Source organism: Bacillus amyloliquefaciens DSM 7 = ATCC 23350 (genome assembly GCF_000196735.1).
GTDB lineage: Bacteria > Bacillota > Bacilli > Bacillales > Bacillaceae > Bacillus > Bacillus amyloliquefaciens.
In genome coordinates, this window is record NC_014551.1 from 1,111,149 (window position 1) to 1,127,807 (window position 16,659).

21 protein-coding genes are annotated in these 16,659 nt (G+C 46.0%); 10 read left to right on the forward strand and 11 right to left on the reverse strand.

The window, feature by feature from the left end; translation table 11 throughout:
* Positions 1-33: 33 nt before the first annotated feature.
* Both yhaM and BAMF_RS26070 read left to right on the forward strand, forming a co-directional pair.
* Entirely contained in the window at positions 34-978 is a 945-nt protein-coding gene (yhaM, locus tag BAMF_RS26065; RefSeq protein ID WP_013351702.1) for a 3'-5' exoribonuclease YhaM, read from the forward strand.
* Between the two features lie 115 nt (positions 979-1,093).
* On the forward strand, positions 1,094-1,321 hold the full coding sequence (locus BAMF_RS26070) for a sporulation YhaL family protein (RefSeq protein ID WP_013351703.1): 228 nt from the start codon (positions 1,094-1,096) through the stop codon (positions 1,319-1,321).
* Between the two features lie 38 nt (positions 1,322-1,359).
* On the opposite strand, the gene BAMF_RS26075 is transcribed toward BAMF_RS26070, so the two are convergent.
* A complete protein-coding gene (locus BAMF_RS26075; protein ID WP_013351704.1) occupies positions 1,360-2,217 on the reverse strand; it encodes a peptidylprolyl isomerase in 858 nt (285 codons plus the stop codon).
* A gap of 158 nt (positions 2,218-2,375) precedes the next feature.
* On the opposite strand from BAMF_RS26075, the gene BAMF_RS40615 reads away from it, so the two are divergent.
* Positions 2,376-2,462 carry a YjcZ family sporulation protein gene (locus tag BAMF_RS40615; protein WP_016938346.1) on the forward strand — a complete coding sequence of 29 codons (87 nt, stop codon included), beginning with the start codon at positions 2,376-2,378 and terminating at the stop codon, positions 2,460-2,462.
* A gap of 123 nt (positions 2,463-2,585) precedes the next feature.
* The gene (gene yhzE2 / locus BAMF_RS26085) at positions 2,586-2,672 is read left to right on the forward strand and encodes a sporulation protein YhzE2 (RefSeq protein ID WP_013351705.1); all 87 of its coding nucleotides are present in this window, start codon (positions 2,586-2,588) and stop codon (positions 2,670-2,672) included.
* Positions 2,673-2,727: 55 nt separating this feature from the next.
* Here yhzE2 and BAMF_RS26090 read toward each other — a convergent pair whose 3' ends face one another.
* Both BAMF_RS26090 and BAMF_RS26095 read right to left on the reverse strand, forming a co-directional pair.
* Entirely contained in the window at positions 2,728-2,946 is a 219-nt protein-coding gene (locus BAMF_RS26090; RefSeq protein WP_003155245.1) for a hypothetical protein, read from the reverse strand.
* A gap of 59 nt (positions 2,947-3,005) precedes the next feature.
* A complete protein-coding gene (locus BAMF_RS26095; RefSeq protein ID WP_013351706.1) occupies positions 3,006-3,536 on the reverse strand; it encodes a DUF3267 domain-containing protein in 531 nt (176 codons plus the stop codon).
* Between the two features lie 210 nt (positions 3,537-3,746).
* Here BAMF_RS26095 and BAMF_RS26100 point away from each other — a divergent pair, with 210 nt between their 5' ends.
* Complete coding sequence (locus tag BAMF_RS26100) at positions 3,747-4,088, forward strand: YhaI family protein (RefSeq protein WP_003155243.1); 342 nt, start codon at positions 3,747-3,749, stop codon at positions 4,086-4,088.
* Here the strand turns inward: BAMF_RS26100 and BAMF_RS26105 are convergent.
* Both BAMF_RS26105 and BAMF_RS26110 read right to left on the reverse strand, forming a co-directional pair.
* On the reverse strand, positions 4,085-4,696 hold the full coding sequence (locus tag BAMF_RS26105) for an HTH-type transcriptional regulator Hpr (RefSeq protein WP_013351707.1): 612 nt from the start codon (positions 4,694-4,696) through the stop codon (positions 4,085-4,087). The two genes, BAMF_RS26100 and BAMF_RS26105, sit on opposite strands and share 4 nt — an antisense overlap.
* 179 nt (positions 4,697-4,875) lie before the next feature.
* Positions 4,876-5,232 carry a YtxH domain-containing protein gene (locus tag BAMF_RS26110; RefSeq protein WP_013351708.1) on the reverse strand — a complete coding sequence of 119 codons (357 nt, stop codon included), beginning with the start codon at positions 5,230-5,232 and terminating at the stop codon, positions 4,876-4,878.
* A 116-nt stretch (positions 5,233-5,348) separates the two neighbouring features.
* Here BAMF_RS26110 and BAMF_RS26115 point away from each other — a divergent pair, with 116 nt between their 5' ends.
* Positions 5,349-5,540: a hypothetical protein gene (locus tag BAMF_RS26115; protein ID WP_007409223.1), complete on the forward strand. Its 192-nt coding sequence runs from the start codon at positions 5,349-5,351 to the stop codon at positions 5,538-5,540.
* 57 nt (positions 5,541-5,597) lie between these two features.
* On the opposite strand, the gene BAMF_RS26120 is transcribed toward BAMF_RS26115, so the two are convergent.
* The 3 genes from BAMF_RS26120 to BAMF_RS26130 form a co-directional block, all read right to left on the reverse strand.
* Positions 5,598-6,116 (reverse strand): tryptophan transporter, encoded by a 519-nt coding sequence (locus tag BAMF_RS26120; protein WP_013351710.1) that lies wholly within the window; start codon positions 6,114-6,116, stop codon positions 5,598-5,600.
* A 120-nt stretch (positions 6,117-6,236) separates the two neighbouring features.
* The gene (serC, locus tag BAMF_RS26125) at positions 6,237-7,316 is read right to left on the reverse strand and encodes a 3-phosphoserine/phosphohydroxythreonine transaminase (RefSeq protein WP_013351711.1); all 1,080 of its coding nucleotides are present in this window, start codon (positions 7,314-7,316) and stop codon (positions 6,237-6,239) included.
* Between the two features lie 136 nt (positions 7,317-7,452).
* Entirely contained in the window at positions 7,453-7,890 is a 438-nt protein-coding gene (locus tag BAMF_RS26130; protein ID WP_007409220.1) for an HIT family protein, read from the reverse strand.
* A 490-nt stretch (positions 7,891-8,380) separates the two neighbouring features.
* Between BAMF_RS26130 and BAMF_RS26135 the strand changes: the two genes are divergently transcribed.
* Genes BAMF_RS26135 through BAMF_RS26145 form a run of 3 tightly spaced genes read left to right on the forward strand, consistent with a single transcriptional unit; the run spans position 8,381 to position 11,091 of the window.
* Positions 8,381-9,124: an ABC transporter ATP-binding protein gene (locus BAMF_RS26135; RefSeq protein WP_013351712.1), complete on the forward strand. Its 744-nt coding sequence runs from the start codon at positions 8,381-8,383 to the stop codon at positions 9,122-9,124.
* A complete protein-coding gene (locus BAMF_RS26140) occupies positions 9,117-10,343 on the forward strand; it encodes an ABC transporter permease (protein ID WP_013351713.1) in 1,227 nt (408 codons plus the stop codon). Before BAMF_RS26135 ends, BAMF_RS26140 begins: the two co-directional genes overlap by 8 nt.
* A 43-nt stretch (positions 10,344-10,386) precedes the next feature.
* Complete coding sequence (locus tag BAMF_RS26145; RefSeq protein ID WP_013351714.1) at positions 10,387-11,091, forward strand: EcsC family protein; 705 nt, start codon at positions 10,387-10,389, stop codon at positions 11,089-11,091.
* Positions 11,092-11,113: 22 nt separating this feature from the next.
* On the opposite strand, the gene BAMF_RS26150 is transcribed toward BAMF_RS26145, so the two are convergent.
* The 3 genes from BAMF_RS26150 to hmoB form a co-directional block, all read right to left on the reverse strand.
* Positions 11,114-12,241 (reverse strand): amidohydrolase, encoded by a 1,128-nt coding sequence (locus tag BAMF_RS26150; RefSeq protein WP_373419137.1) that lies wholly within the window; start codon positions 12,239-12,241, stop codon positions 11,114-11,116.
* 127 nt (positions 12,242-12,368) lie between these two features.
* Complete coding sequence (locus BAMF_RS26155; RefSeq protein WP_013351716.1) at positions 12,369-13,754, reverse strand: hypothetical protein; 1,386 nt, start codon at positions 13,752-13,754, stop codon at positions 12,369-12,371.
* 115 nt (positions 13,755-13,869) lie between these two features.
* Positions 13,870-14,370, reverse strand: coding sequence for a heme-degrading oxygenase HmoB (gene hmoB / locus BAMF_RS26160; protein ID WP_013351717.1), 501 nt, complete (start codon positions 14,368-14,370; stop codon positions 13,870-13,872).
* Between the two features lie 122 nt (positions 14,371-14,492).
* On the opposite strand from hmoB, the gene BAMF_RS26165 reads away from it, so the two are divergent.
* Entirely contained in the window at positions 14,493-16,634 is a 2,142-nt protein-coding gene (locus BAMF_RS26165; protein WP_013351718.1) for a transglycosylase domain-containing protein, read from the forward strand.
* The last annotated feature ends 25 nt before the right edge of the window (positions 16,635-16,659 follow it).

Genomic DNA, 16,659 nt, shown 5'->3' on the forward strand with positions numbered 1-16,659 from the left:
ATTATGTAAGATATGGAGGGAGCTTTTAATAGAATGGCAAAAGGTATTATGCTGCACGAGGTCGGCGAGCAGGTCGATCAATACTTTCTGATTAAATCTTCGACTAAAGGAATCGCTAGCAACGGAAAACCGTTTCTGACATTAATGCTGCAGGACCAATCCGGGGATATCGAAGCGAAGCTGTGGGATGCCAAGCCGACTGATGAAGTCACGTACGCGGCGCAGACGATCGTGAAGGTAATCGGAGATGTCCATCATTATCGCGGTCGAAACCAGCTTAAACTGAGAAATATCCGGCCGGCCGCCGAGAATGAAAATGTCAGCATTGATGATTTTCTGGAAACGGCGCCGATTCCAAAAGATGAAATGATGGAGACCGTCACGCAATATATTTTTGAAATGAAAAATCCAAACATCCAGCGGATCACAAGACATTTGATCAAAAAATATGCCGCTGATTTTATGGATTACCCGGCGGCGGCTAAAAACCACCATGAGTTCGTCTCAGGGCTCGCGTATCACGTCGTGTCCATGCTGAACTTGGCAAAAGCGATTGCCGATCTGTATCCGTCACTTGACCGGGATTTGCTGTATGCGGGAGTCATTTTGCATGATCTCGGCAAAGTAAAAGAGCTTTCAGGCCCTGTCTCCACGACGTACACCGTGGAAGGGAATCTGCTCGGACACATTTCAATCATGGTGACAGAGCTTTCAAAAGCAGCCGAAGAGCTTCAGATTGATGCTGAAGAAGTGCTGATTCTGAAGCATTTGATTTTAAGCCATCACGGAAAAGCGGAGTGGGGAAGCCCGAAACCGCCGATGGTGAAAGAAGCGGAAATTCTGCACTACATTGACAATCTGGATGCAAAAATGATCATGATGGACAGAGCACTGGAACGGGTGAAACCGGGCGAGTACACAGAGCGTGTATTTGCGCTTGAAAACCGCTCTTTCTACAAACCGACTTTCCATCAATAAGATAAAAAAGGCCGATCCTCTGCGATCGGTCTTTTTTACGTTCAGCTCTCATAACTTGTCTTTATCAAGCATAGCTTAGAATAAAGACTCTGGGTGAAAAAGGGAGGAAAACAACGTGCTATTTTTTCCTTGGTGGGTATACCTCTGCATTATCGGGATTATTTTCAGCGCTTATAAGCTTTTCACGACAGCTAAAGAAGAGGAAAAGCTTGACCAGTCGTTTATTGAAAAAGAAGGAAGAGTGTATATTGAACGGATGGAGCAGGAACGCGAGCGCCGTATGGCGGCGCCCGAAAATGAAAACGGGGATGCAGAAGAGAACTCCAATCATTCCATCGCATAAAAAAACTGTGCGGCTCGCCGAGAGCCCGCACAGTTTTTTTATTTAGATTCAGAAGATGTTGAAGCTGAAGTGTTAAACGTGTCTTTTAAGTCTTTGTCTTCAACTTTTACGTCAGCTTTCTTCATGACTTTTTGAATCGCTGCCTGTACAGCTGAGTTGTCGTTTAGCTTCTGTTTAAGAACTTCTTCTTTCAGTTCTTTTTTCATGTCATCATATTTGCCGCGTTCTTCCGTCTTTTTGATGATATGATAACCGAATTTTGTTTTGACCGGATCGCTGACTTGTCCGACTTTCAAGCCGAATGCAGCTTTGCTGAATGTCTCATCCATTGATTTTTTATCGAACCAGCCAAGGTCGCCGCCGTTGTCTTTTGAGCTGTCAGTTGAGTATTCTTTCGCAAGCGTTTCAAACTTCTCGCCTTTTTTCAGCTTTTTCTCCACTTCGTCAGCTGTCTTTTTATCAGCGACAAGGATGTGGCTCGCACGGATTTTACCTTTTAAGCCGTCGTAATATTCTTTCGTGTCGGAGTCAGTGACTTTGATGTTGTCTTTCGCCGCTTTTTGGGCAAGCAGTTCGTATTTCACCTGATCTTTCAGGTAATCTTCGCCGTACTGCTGTTTAAGGGCGCTGTACTGGTCGCCGAGCTGAGTTTTGTACTCTTTCAGCTTGTTATCAATTTCTTTATCCGATACTTTGTATTTTTTGGCTAATACTTTTTCTTGTACGAGCTGTGTCAGCACACTTGCGCCCGCGGTTTTTTTCATGTTCGTGTAGAGCTCGCCTTTTGTCACATTGCCGGCATCCGTCTTGGCAATCACGTCGTTGTCGCCGCTGCTGCATGCGCTGAGAGCGAGGACGCTCGTTGCCGTAATAGTTGCTATCGCGATTTTCTTCATTCCTTTAAACACTCCTAATCATCCAAATTAAATTGCATATGCGTATCATAACATATTGTGGCTTTCTGTAAAAAGATTTTAAATAAAGGGCATTCGTCTAGTCAAACTTTTTCCTGATACATACAAATATATTGATCATGAAAAGGAGGTAATGAACCATGGGCGGAGGATATTCAAACGGTTTTGCGCTGCTCGTAGTACTGTTCATTTTGCTTGTTATTGTAGGGGCAGCTTACATTTGCTAAGCGGACCGGATCGCTTTTTCTAAAGCGGTCCATTTTCTTACCCGAGCGCCTAATCGTTTCTGAAGTGAATTGCATATGATGTAATTGGAAAAATAAAACGTTTTGTAGGAGGTGCTTTTGGAGATGGGTGAAGTATTTGCAGGCGGTTTTGCATTGTTGGTTGTTCTGTTCATCTTATTGATCATCATCGGCGCTTCTTGGATTTACTAAGAAAAAAATATGGCTGTCCGCGTTAATCCGCCGGCAGCCATATTTTTTTGCCTGTTTACACAGTAAAGGAGATCTCGACGAACGAAGAGATCAGTAAAATTAAAATAGATACATTAATAAAACGGAATACCTTATCCTGCCGGTCTTCAGGAATCTCTCTGACAAGGCATAATGTATTTGTGAGCCTGTTTATGAAATAAAGAATAAACAGGGCAGCCACGATAAAATAGAATAAAATGATGGGAGATTCCCCCTCTCTCTGAACTGCTCCCATATTACATTACCAAATATTTATTGAAAAAGATAGAATGTAAGCTGAAAAATCAGCGGACATCAAGACTCCGGCACTTTTTTTACTAAAATATCAAAGCCGTCGGATTCCTGGTCAATCAGACATGATTTGGGCGCTTTGACCAGATGCAGCGCAAACAGAAGATCAGGCAGGCAATAACCCGCATGAATGCTCGAAATCATATAAAAGTAATGGGCGTGACTCGGAAATGCCAGCCCGGCATAAAATAATACCGGCGTAATGAATAAAAACGGGCTGATCGTTGAAATCAGCATTGTTGTTTTTGGTATGCCTTTCCATGTCGGCATCCGCAAAAAGTACATTTTCATTTCCTTTTTTCTTTTTTTACAGATCATCGGCAGGACATGTATGACTTTATGTACAAATAAAGTAACGACGAGCAGAACGCAAAAAGCAAATACATGCCCGTCACTTAAACTGATATTCGGACGCAGCAGCCCGAATGCCAAGAAGTTGCATATAAAAAACAGGATCATAAAACCTACAGCAGTCAATAATAAACGAACCGCACCATAATCTTTGATCAGATTAATGGTTTTCCAGCAATTCATCAGAGTCATCCTTCCGTACAAAGATGGAATACAATCTCAAAATAATTTACTCTCTTCAGGAGAAAAAATCAATCCTTTTTTAAAGAAAAAAATAAACCCGGAAAGGGAAGATCAGAAGAGAGCGGTGAAACATGGAAATGTACGGTTTAAGCTTTCTTCTCTATTCATTATCAGCTAAAATAAGATTAAAGATAGAAAGAAGTGAAACGGATGGATTCAATGGATCAGCGTATCGGGCGGTTAGAATATTACATACAATTGCTTGTGAAAACAGTGGATATGGATAAGTACCCTTTTTATGCGATGATGATCGAAAAAGGGCTGACCGAAGAGGAAGGTGAAGAGGTCGGGCGGATCTGCCGCGAATTGGAGGACGAGCTGGAGTCGCAAAAAGCGCAAGGCTTTGTGACGTTCGACAAACTCCTTGCGCTTTTTGCGGGACAGCTGAACGAAAAATTAGATGTTCATGAAACGATTTTTGCTTTGTATGAGCAGGGGCTTTATACAGCGCTGATGGAAGAATTTATTGAGATTATGAAGCACTTTGATTAACTGTTGATCGGTTCCAGTTCTTCAGCCGTTTCATGGACAGCCGATTCGCCCGTTTTTTTCTTCAGACTTCCGTCTTCACTTTCAAAATCATTGTTTATGTTTGTCAATGATTTCTCAAATATCTCCATAAAATCTTCGCCGTAAATGTGGCGGATGACACAGGTTAATTCTTCAATTTCCGGAAACTTCCCGAATAAATGGTAGAGCGGCTGTGAACCTTTAAACACCGCGTTTCTCGACGGGGCAAACTCCTCAAGAAGACTTTCGAATACATTTTCCCCTTCTTCTGTTAACTGAATGTACGTGTTCCGTTTGTCATTCAGCCGCTTGGAAAATTTCAGATATCCGCGTTCTTCAAGTTTTTTTGAAAAATTAAACGCAGTTGATACGTGCATAACGCCGAATTTGGCGATTTCTGAAATAGAAGCTCCTTTAAGCTGATAAGCAATCCATAATATATGATGCTCGTTAATATTAAGGTCGTACGGTTTCAGCCAATTCTGCCAATCTTTTTCGATAGATTTCCACAGCGCTTTGGACAGCTGAGCCATTTTTTGGGTATAGATTAAAGCTTCTTTTAGATCGTAAGGCGGTTCAACACGATTCAATACAGATCACCTGCTTCACCTTTTCTTTCCCTCTATTATGCCAATAAAATAAAGATTAATAAAGATGAAAATTTAAGAATTTTATAATAAATTCTTAATCCATTGCTGTGAAAGGTTTTAAACACGCAAAAAAAGTGCGGAACGCAATATGTCCGCACTTTTTTTGGTTGTATAGGATATTAGTTTTGTAAGGTTTTCTCCAGCTGTCTGATTTTCTCTTCAATATCAGCGATTTCCTTTTGGAGATCCTGCTGGTGCGGCTTGATTTCCTCCTGCCACCTTTTAATGCTGGTCTGAAGCTCTCCGCCTACGTCTTTAATGACTTCGGCGCTTTCTTTCGCTGTTTGGACAAGCTGGTCCTTAAGCGCCATTCCGTCTCTTTTTAACCGTCTGATTGTGTCCTCAATTGAATTGCAATTCGCTTTGATTTTGCCCCGCAGCTCTTTTCCGGATGAAGGAGCCGAAAGCAAAACCGCCGCGCCTCCGATCAATCCGCCTACGAAAAGGCCTTTTAAAAGGGAACGTCCGTCAGCCATTTGAAATCACCCCGTTTTTTTCTTGTCACTTTTATCATTTTTGTTCAGAAGAATAAACTTCTATACATAGCTTGCTTTATTTTAGCATATTTTTTAAGGGAAAAGGAGGGAGAAGGTTGTCTGTCTTCATGATTGTTTTATCTTGTATGGCTCTTGTCTTCGCGGCGGGCGCCGTTTACTACCTTAAACTGCTCGGTCAGGCCGCTTCTTATCCGCCGAAGCGGGTCGTCCGCCAAAAGGCCATTGTCTGCTCAGCAGGAACCGCCCTCGCATTGTTCCTTATCTTTTTCACAAAACTTCTCGTGTAAAACATGCTGTAACACATTAAAAAACCTCTTCCGGCCGGAAGAGGTTTCAGTATGCGGCTATTTCACCGTTTCAATCATATTGGACCGTCTTAAGATCGTCTGCACAATCGGATACATAATGACAATGGCGATCGCATTCAGCGCAGCCGCCGGAAGGACGACCGCGAGCACCAATGCGGTGAATCCGCCCGGCAGGCCGACAATCAGAAGGGCCAGCGCCAGAAAGATCACGCCGGAGATGAAGGTGCCGGCTATCGTAATGACGGCAGCCGCCGCTGTTTTCACGCTCTTTTTTATCAAAAGCGCCAGCGCCAGAAACAGAAACGCCGTTACCGGTTTTTCAATGATATTCGGAAGCTGTCCGCCCGGAAAAGATGTCGTGAGTGCGGAAATGATTCCCGTTACAATTCCGATCATCAGCACGTTCTGCACACGGGGAAATAACAGAATGCCCATAAACATCATCACAAGCATCATATCGGGTTTCATTCCGAATAATACCGGCGGCATAATGGAGTGAAGCACCGCTCCGATTGCCGCAAACAGGGCCATAATGACTAATTCTTTTGTTTTCATACTAAGCTCTCCTCTGCTAAGCTTTTTCGCCATCCAATAATATGCTCGTCATTTATTGCGATGGCCGGAAAAATTGATATGCAAACAGTATATCAAAGGAACCGTTATGTTAGAAGAAATTTATTCGTTTTCCTGCTGGAACTTTCTCATAAACTGAGCCAGTTTTTCACAATCAGCCAGGCTGACGGCGTTGTAAACAGACGCCCTGCAGCCTCCGACTGAGCGGTGGCCGCCGAGTCCGGTCATTTTAGCCGCTTTCGCTTCTTCAACGAATTTTTTCGTCAGACTGCTGTCGCGGAGAGTGAACGTGACATTCATGTGAGAACGGCTGTTTTTTTCGGCATGGCCCGCGTAAAATCCGCCGCTCGCATCGATTGTGCCGTACAGGACATCCGCCTTTTCCCGGTTGCGCCGTTCAGCCGCTTCGACACCGCCATTTTCAGCCAGCCATTCAAGGACGAGGCTCAGCATATAAATCGCAAATGTAGGCGGTGTATTATACAGTGAATCGGCTTTCGTGTGAGTGGAATATTTCAAAATTTTAGGAACGTTTGTATTTTCTTTTTCAAGCCAAGATTTTTTCATGATGACGACCGTAACGCCGGACGGCCCGAGGTTTTTCTGGGCTCCGCCGTAGATGACATCAAACGAGCTGACATCAATTTTTCTGCTGAGGATGTCGCTTGACATGTCGGCTACGAGCGGGATGGGTGAGTTCGGGAATTCTTTCCATTGCGTTCCGAAAATCGTGTTGTTGGACGTAATATGCAAGTAGGCGCCGTCTTTGATCCCTGAGAGGTCCGCTTCCGGTATATGGTTGTGGTTTGAATCTGCGCTTGTTGCCGTGACGGATGTGTTTCCGAACAGTTTCGCCTCAGCGAGGGCTTTTTCAGACCATGCGCCCGTCACGATGAAGTGCGCCGTCTTCTCCGGTGTTAAAAAGTTCATCGGAAGCATTGAGAATTGTAGGCTTGCTCCGCCTTGAAGAAATAAAATATCATAATCGTCGGGAATATCCATCAGTTCTTTCAGAAGGGTTTTGGCTTTTTGATGCACCGCATCATATTCCGTGCTCCGGTGGGACAGTTCCATGACGGACATGCCGGTGTTATTGAAGTCGACAAATTCTTTCTGTGCTTTTTGCAGCACATCCAGTGGAAGGGCTGCGGGTCCTGCATTGAAATTCGTTGTACGTTCCATGTTTACGATCTCTCCCTGTTTTCCGCTTTAGTGTAAGAAATAATACAATTATCCTATCACAATTTTTTGATTTTTTTGATATAAAAAAATATAATTTTATGTTTTATATATGTTCAGACGCAAAAAAACCTCATCCTTAAGATGAGGCAAGCCGTTTTCTGACGGTTGAAGCGATTTCCTGAAGATCGTCAGGCGTGTAGTCTTCGGCATGTGTCTTCCAGACCGCTCCGAAGCCGTCGCCTTTTCCGTAACGCGGAATGATGTGCATGTGAAAATGGAACACTGATTGGCCCGCTTTTTCACCGTTGTTATTGAGAATATTCAGCCCGATCGGCTCGAATTCATCCCGGATGGCGCGCGCGATTTTCGGCACCGCCTCAAAATATTCTTTAGAAAGCTCAGGCGTAAACTCGTACACGTTTTCAATATGTGTTTTCGGAATCACGAGCGTGTGGCCTTTTGTGACCTGGCTGATATCAAGAAACGCCACGACGTGTTCATTTTCGTATACTTTTGAAGACGGAATGTCACCGGCAATGATTTTGCAGAAAATACAATCGTCCGCTTTGTGCATAGATGGGTTTCCTCCCTGAAAAGAAATATATGTATATTCTCATCCTACCACAAAAACGGCCAAAACAAAAAACAGGATGAACGGCTGAGCGTTCATCCTGATGCAGAAGTACGAGCTTTATCACAGAAAATTTAATATGCCTTTTGTAAGCACCTCATTTGTTTTTAAAATGAAGACTTATGGGTCTGCTTAATCATTCCTGGGACAAACACCTCATTTGATTATTTCATCATGATTGAAGAACATCATCAAAGCAGTGTGTGAAGAAATTGTAAGCATAGGACATGTTGATTTTCATCCAACTGTTCAAAGACGTCTTTTATAAACACCTCATTTTCAGTTGATTAAAGCTGTTTCCTTCTACACGCATTATGATGTCCGAGATCACGATAACTATGCACGCTTTTCACGTGAGAAAAAAAGGGAATCGTTTCAAATCAGCCTTTATTTTTGGTACTATGAAGAAAAACGAATCAGAAGGGGAGAAATTATGTCTCTGCTATCGGTAAAAGACTTAACCGGCGGTTATACGAGAAACCCGGTTTTAAAAAATGTTTCATTCACCCTTGAGCCGAACCAAATCGTCGGGCTCATCGGATTAAACGGCGCGGGCAAAAGCACGACGATCCGGCATATTATCGGTTTAATGGACCCGCATAAAGGCTCAATCGAGCTGAACGGCAAGACGTTTTCGGAGGATAAGGAAAGCTACCGTTCGCAATTTACGTACATTCCCGAAACACCGGTGCTGTATGAAGAACTGACGCTCAAAGAGCATTTGGAGCTGACGGCCATGGCGTACGGCCTTTCCAAAGAAACGCTTGAAAAAAGGCTTCCTCCGCTTTTGAAGGAATTCAGAATGGAAAAAAGGCTGAAATGGTTTCCCGCTCACTTTTCCAAAGGGATGAAGCAGAAAGTCATGATCATGTGCGCATTTCTCGCAGAGCCTTCGCTTTATATCATTGACGAGCCGTTTCTCGGGCTTGACCCGCTTGCGATCAATGCTTTATTAGAGCGGATGGACGCCGCGAAAAAAGCCGGATCAACCGTCCTGATGTCAACGCATATACTGGCTACGGCAGAGCGCTACTGTGACGCTTTCATCATTTTACATAACGGCGAAGTGCGGGCAAGCGGCACACTGGAAGAACTGAGAGAGCAGTTCGGCATGAGAGACGCCGCTCTTGATGACTTGTATATTGAATTGACAAAGGAAGACGCCGGCCATGAATAATATGTCTAGTATTTGGCAGTCCCGGCTTGAGGAGCATATAAAGGAAACAAGAATGTATATGAAATATATGCTCAATGATCATCTCGTCATTGTGCTGATCTTTTTTATCGCCGGCGCGGCGAGCTGGTACAGCAAATGGGTCAAAGACATTCCCGATCATTTCCCGTCATTTTGGGTGATGGCGGTGCTCTTTTCATTTGTGCTGACGGGCTCATACGTCCGGACGCTGTTAAAGGAAGCGGATCTCGTGTTCCTGCTGCCGCTTGAACCGAAAATGGGGACATACTTTAAGCATTCATTCAAGTACAGCTATCTGTCACAGCTGTTTCCGCTTTTCGCTCTGTCGCTTGTGTGCATGCCTCTGTTTTTCGCTGTAAGCCCGGGAGCGTCACTTACGTCGTATGCCGCCGTTTTTATTCAGATGCTGGCGGTAAAAGCATGGAATCAGGCCATGGAGTGGCGGATGACATTTATGAATGACAGAAGCATGAAAATGACGGATGCGATCATACGCTTTATCTGTAATATGCTGCTTTTATACTTCATTTTGCAATCGTTTTATCTGTACGCTGCCGCCGTCTACATTGTGATGGCCGGTCTTTATGTGTATTTCACATCTGCCGCGAAACATAAATCGTTAAAATGGGAAGCTCATATTGAATATGAATTAAGAAGGAAGCAGCGGTTTTACAGAATCGCCAATCTGTTTACCGATGTGCCTCACCTGAAGAAACAGGCAAAACGCCGGGCGTATCTCGACTTCTTGCTCAGAATGATTCCGTTTGAACAGCGGAAAACGTTCTCATATATGTATGCGCGGGCCTTTCTTCGTTCAAATGATTATCTCGGCATTCAAGTCAGGCTCACGATTATTTTTATTCTGATAATTATGCTCGTTTCCGCCAATCCGTGGATAACGGCGGCGTTAACCGTATTTACCGTCTTTATTACGGGGATACAGCTTTTGCCGCTGTTCGGGCATTTTCATCATCTTTCTTTACAGGAGCTTTACCCGGTCAATCAGAAAGCGAAGCTGCAAAGTTTCTTTTCCCTGATGAAATCGGTGCTAACCGTGCAGGCATTGCTGTTCACGGCAGCGTCGGCCTATGCCGCGGGAGTCAGCGGGGCGCTTTATGCCGCTATCGCTTCAGCCGTTCTGATCTTTGTGATTATGCCTTCGTATATGGGAGGCAGATTGAAAAAATACGGCAAGCTGTAATCAATCGGGTTTTTGAAACCTATAGCGAAAGAAGGAGACGCAGATGACCGGCGATCAGCAGCTGATACATGAAGCCTTGCAATGGAAAGCGCGTTTTTTGCGTAAGGATTCGATGCTCGAACGTTTTTCTAAAGGAATGCAGGCGAAAATAAATGAGCGGATTCCCGAAAAAATTCATACCGTTATCACAGAAAGCATCAAAAAAATGACCGAAGCAACAATGGCGGGTTCAAATCTGGCAAAAAGCAATCGGGATACAAACGGTATGACCCTTTCAGAAAAAGATGCCCTGGCCAGACAAACCATCGCATCATACCAGAAGGTCGCGGCAGCCGAGGGTATCGGTACGGGGGCTGGCGGAATTTTTTTAGGAATGGCTGATTTTCCTTTGCTGTTGTCGATTAAAATGAAATGCCTGTTCGATCTTGCCTCCATTTACGGCTTTGATGTGAGTGATAGAGATGAACGATTGTTTTTGCTGTTTATTTTTCAGCTTGCTTTCTCAAGCGGTGAACGGCGGAAACACATATACTCGATTATTGAACATTGGGATTCAAAAAAGCATGATGTCGATTGGAGAGTTTTTCAGCAGGAATACCGCGATTATCTGGACGTGGTGAAATTGTTTCAGCTTTTGCCGGTCGTCGGAGCAGCCGTGGGCGGAGCGGCCAATTATAAACTGCTGTCACAGCTAGGCGAGACGGCAAGGCATGTTTTTCATTTAAGAATTACAGCAGCCGGTACGTAATGTACCGGCTGTTTTTTTATGCCTAGCGGCGGTAGCTCACCGCGGCGCCGATAAGCACCTTGGCGGCCGTCAGCATCGCTTTTTCATTAAAATCAAATTTCGGGTGATGATGAGGATAAATAGATTCCGCATTTTCTAAAGCGGCGCCCGTAAAGAAAAATGCGCCTTTCGTATGCTGCAGATAATATGAAAAGTCTTCTCCCGCCATCTGCGGCTCTCCTTCAACGACTTTTGTGACGCCGTCTGTTTCCGCTGCGGCAGCAGCCGCGTGCGCCGCTTCCTCAGGGTGATTCACGACAGCGGGGTAGCCGCGTTTGAAACGATATTCATAAGAAGCGGAGTGCATGGCGCAGATTCCTTTGACGACGGCTTCTATTTCTGCTTCGAGCAGGCTGCGCACCTCTTCGTCAAACGAGCGGACGGTGCCGGTTATGACTGCGTGATCCGCAATCGCATTAAACGGATTTTCAGCGACGAACGAGCCGGCTGAGATGACGGCCGGGTGCATGGGGTTTACCCGCCGGCTCACAATATGCTGAAGGGCGGTGACGATTTGTGAGCCGATTAAAACGGCGTCCTTCGTATCGTGAGGGATCGCGCCGTGACCGCCTTTTCCGATGACTTTAATCGTAAATCCGTCAGCGGCGGCCATCACTGCGCCCGGGCGGCATAAAACCGTTCCGACGGGTTCAGTCGCCCAAAGGTGCGTGCCGAAAATGGCGTCGACATGTTCGAGGCAGCCGTCTTCAATCATTGATTTTGCTCCGCCGGGAGATAATTCTTCGGCGTGCTGGTGGATCATCACAAATGACCCTTTCAGGTTTTCCCGGTTGCGGGAAAGCACTTTTCCGACCGCAAGCAGAGCTGCCGTATGGCCGTCGTGCCCGCAGGCGTGCATGACGCCGGGGATTTGTGAAGCATAGGGCGCATCTTTTTCATCCTGTATAGGCAAAGCGTCAAAATCAGCCCTGAGCGCGACAGCCGGTCCCGGTTCACTGCCTTCAATATAGGCTGTGACTCCGTTTCCTCCGACATTCGTCCGGATGGGAACGCCGAGTTTTTCATAAAACGATGCGATGAACGCCGGTGTTTTTTTCTCTTTAAAGGAAAGCTCGGGATTCATGTGAAGGTGACGCCTGATTTCAACCATTTCCTCATACAGGCCGTCAAGCTCGGCGTATAAGCTTTTTTGAAGTGCCGTTAATGTCAAAGCGATGCCCCCTCGTCTGCTTTTCCCATGATTGTATAGAAAATGTCAGAAGATTTCAATCTTTTTGCTAAGGGAGAATGATGATGGCGGCGATCGTTGTGACGACAAGTCCGGCCGCCACCGGAATAAAGTTTTTCCTGGCAAGCTCAAACGGATCAACTTTACAAATAGCCGCAGCGGGGATAAGCGCCCAAGGGACCAATGTTCCGCCCCCGACCCAGATCGCTGAAATCTGCCCCAGCGCCGTTAAAACGGCCGGGTCCGTATGAAGCGCGGCGGAAAATAGTTTTGCCATCGAGCCTGCAAGAGATATCCCGGAAAAGCCTGAACCGTCAAGCCCTGTAATCGCACCGACTGCGGTGAGGGCGATGCCGGCGAATTCCCCGGACATCGGAAAGGAATGGGACAGCGCCAGCCCGAGGTCATTGACGATCCCCGCAGATCCCTGCGGCAGAGGGGTGTTCAAAATACTTTTAAACCCCGCGTCACCGAGATAAAAGAAAGCCGCGATCGGAATGACGGGGCCGAATACTTTAAAGCCGAATTGAAAACCGCCGATAAAATACTCAGTGATCTTTTCTAAATGCCGCTGCTTATGAACAATGAAATGAATGATCAGGAGGATGCCGATCGCAGTCCCCCCGACGAGTGCCGTCGCGTCATTTCCTTGCAGGCGGTATACGAGCATGCAAATAATATCGGCAAGAAAAACAATCGGAATGAAAACCGCCAGGATGACCCTGAGTTTTTTCGGAAGATACATACTTGTGTCCAAAGAACCGGAGCTGTAAAAGGAGAGGGGGGCCTGCGTTTTTTTTCGTTCCCGCATGATGAGAAAAAAAGCGGTGACTGTCGTCGTTATCCCCATGATCAAAACGAGCGGAATACTCGCCTGCATGACATCGCCCACAGGAACTCCGGCGGCATCGGCTGTCAATTTCGGCGCCGCCTGAATGACGTAATCACCTGATAAAGCGAATCCATGGCCGAACAGGTTCATCGCCATTGCTGCGGCGATCGGAGAAAGACCCGCCCGGATCGCTGCGGGAAGCAGCACTGCGCCGATCAGCGCCACCCCTGGTGACGGCCAGAAAAAAAGAGAAATGGCAAACATCAGTCCGCCGATGACCCAATACGCGACAGCCGGCCCTTTCATCAGCTTCGCAAATGGAGAAATCATCGCTTCATTAATACCTGTTTTGGTCAAAATGCCGCTCATCGCCACGATAAAACAAATAATAAAAATCGTCGGCAGCAATTCCCCGGCGGCATACGTGAAGCTGTGAAACAGGCTGCTGACCGAAGCGGAGAATGAATGCGTCGTCCATAGCGCAATCACAAAAATACCGGCAAGTGAAATAAAGGTTGTATCTTTTCTGAGAAGCATAAAAACGATAATGGCTGCGATAAAAGCAACATAAAGCAGATGTATCGAGTAGACGCCGATCCCCAATTGAACCACTCCGTTTATAAATAGGATTGCTACAGGTTATTCATAGGCGGGCGGAAGGTGCAAAGAAGGAAGCTGAAAATCGGGACAAAAAAAAGCCGGAGAATCTCCGGCGGTTTTAGTCTATAGCGTAATAAGCGGTTACATAAGATGGACGGGAGAAAATGGACGTCGTATCAATGCCTGCTGATGTTCCGCGTTTTTTATGAGCTTCCTGATAAGAGTTTGACTGCTGCCAGTTCTGAAAGGCTTTTTCCTCTTCCCACAGGGTCAGGATGACATACGTATCGCCTTCGAGCGGCCTTAATACGCGGATGGCTTTAAAGCCGGGTTCATTTTCCACTTTGCCGGCTCGGTTTTTAAACCGATTTTCAAACAGCGGCCGGCCTTCCTGGGTAACTGCGATGTTGTTGAGGACGGCGTAGCCCGGATTTTTGATTTCCCCGACGCTGTCGATGCTTTCATATGAATGGGGCGCCTGGAAAACGGTTTCTCCATTTGTCTCATGGATTAAAATCGCATTTTCATCCCCTTGCATCAGCACCATATTCTCACCAGGGTGTTTCTTTGCAATCGTCTTTAAAAAATCGGCTGTCCCGTATGTAATATAAACCTTCATATCAGCCACCTCCTGCTTGCTAGTATATCAAAAGAGTGGTATAAGTTTCTATTGGCGACTCATTCTGACATAAATCGAAACAATATTTCCCATACTACAAGTTAAGAAAGGCGAGGTGACTTATGCTGAAAAAGAAAAAAAGATTCTTTATTCCGGCTGTAATTGCAGCGGCAACCGCTTTTCTCGCGTTAATCGGATACATTATCATTATATTTCTCGGCCATTATGTCATCGATGAAAAGAAGTTAATACTGCACGCATCTTCAAAAATCGTCGATCAAAACGGTGATGAAATCGCGAGCCTTTATACGGAAAACCGCGAACCGGTATCCATTCAGGAGGTTCCGGAAGATGTGAGAGATGCGTTTATCGCCGTTGAAGATAAACGGTTTTACGAACATCACGGCATTGATGTGAAGTCTGTCGGTCGGGCGGTGTTCCGGGATGTTTTAGCAGGCGGCAAGGTGGAGGGCGGAAGCACGATCACCCAGCAGCTGGCGAAAAACATTTTTCTGACTAATGATAAAACATTTTTGCGCAAGACAAAAGAAGTCATCATTGCCATCAATCTTGAGCGTGATTACAGCAAGGATAAGCTGCTTGAAATGTACCTGAACCAGCTCTATTTCGGCCATGGCGTTTACGGCATTCAAGCCGCGTCTCACTACTACTTTAATAAAGAAGTAAAAGATTTAACCGTTGCAGAAGGCGCCGTTCTGGCAGCCATACCGAAGGCGCCATCCCTTTATTCGCCGATTCAGCATCCCGGCAAAAATAAAGAACGGCGCGATACGATTCTTTCCATGATGAACGATCAAGGCTATATCAGCGCCAAAGAAGCCGTCAGAGCCCAGGGCAGGACATTGGGGCTTAATGTCAAGAAAACATCTGAAACGCCTTGGTTTGACAGTTATATCGATCTTGTCATCAAGGAGGCGGAATCCCGTTATTCGATGTCAGGAGAACAGCTTCTTCAAGGCGGCTATACGATCCGGACTTCGCTTGATTCCAAGCTGCAGAAAACGGCATACACACTAATGAGGGAAAACGGCTATTTTCCGGGGACGGATCAGGCGGCAGAGGGAAGCGCCGTCTTTATTGATAATAAAACCGGAGGCGTCCGCGCGGCGGTCGGCGGGCGCGACTACGTGACAAAAGGATACAACAGGGTAACTGCGCCGCGGCAGCCGGGCTCAACGTTTAAGCCGCTTGCCGTATACGGGCCCGCCATGCAGGAAGACAAGTTCAAACCGTATTCGCTTCTTCAAGACAAACTGCAGTCTTACGACGGGTATGAACCGAAAAATTATGGCGGGCAGTACAAGGGGCAAGTGACGATGCAGGACGCGATCACATACAGCATAAATGCGCCCGCTGTCTGGACATTGAAGCAGATCGGCGTGGATACGGGAAAATCGTATCTTGATAAAAACGGCATAAACATTTCTGACAACGGGCTCGCGATTGCGCTTGGCGGTCTGTCAGAAGGCGTCACCCCGCTTCAGCTTGCCGGAGCTTATCATACCTTTGCGGCGAACGGAATGTATACGAAGCCATTTTTTATTGAGAAAATCACGGACGAAGACGGAGAAACGATATCCGGGCCTAAAAACGGCAAAACGCGCGTCTTCAGCGGACAGACCGCATGGAATATGACGAGAATGCTTCAGCAGGTCGTAAAAGAAGGAACCGCTTCACAAGGAAGCTATCAAGGCGACATGGCGGGGAAAACCGGCACGACGTCATTTACCGGCGTCCCCGGTGCCACGAAGGACGCCTGGTTTGCGGGATACACTCCCGGACTGACGGGAGCCATTTGGATGGGCTATGACAAAACGGATAAAACCCATTACCTGAAAGGCGGAAGCCAGTACCCGGTCCGGCTCTTTAAAGATATCGTCACAAAAGCGGAAGAAAGCGGCAAAACATTCAAAAAGCCTGAAAATGTGAAAGAACTGGGCAGTCCGATTGAGCTTAAGGCGGTGAAGTCCCTGTCGGCCCGTTATACATTTAAGGCGATGGGATTGATTACGATTCAATTAAAATGGGATGCTCAAAAGGATGATCGGGTTGTTTACCGAATATATGAAAAGAAAGACGGAAAAGACAAGCTTCTGGATTCGGTGAAAGGAAAAGGCAGCTTTGACATTCCGTACGCCAATCTGTTCTCAGGGGCTTCATACAAGGTCGTTCCATATAATACACAGACGAATCAAGAAGGAGAGGGAACGGAATACGTTCAGCCGAAGCTTTTTTCTTCTTAAATAATGAATTCGGCGATTTTTTGAA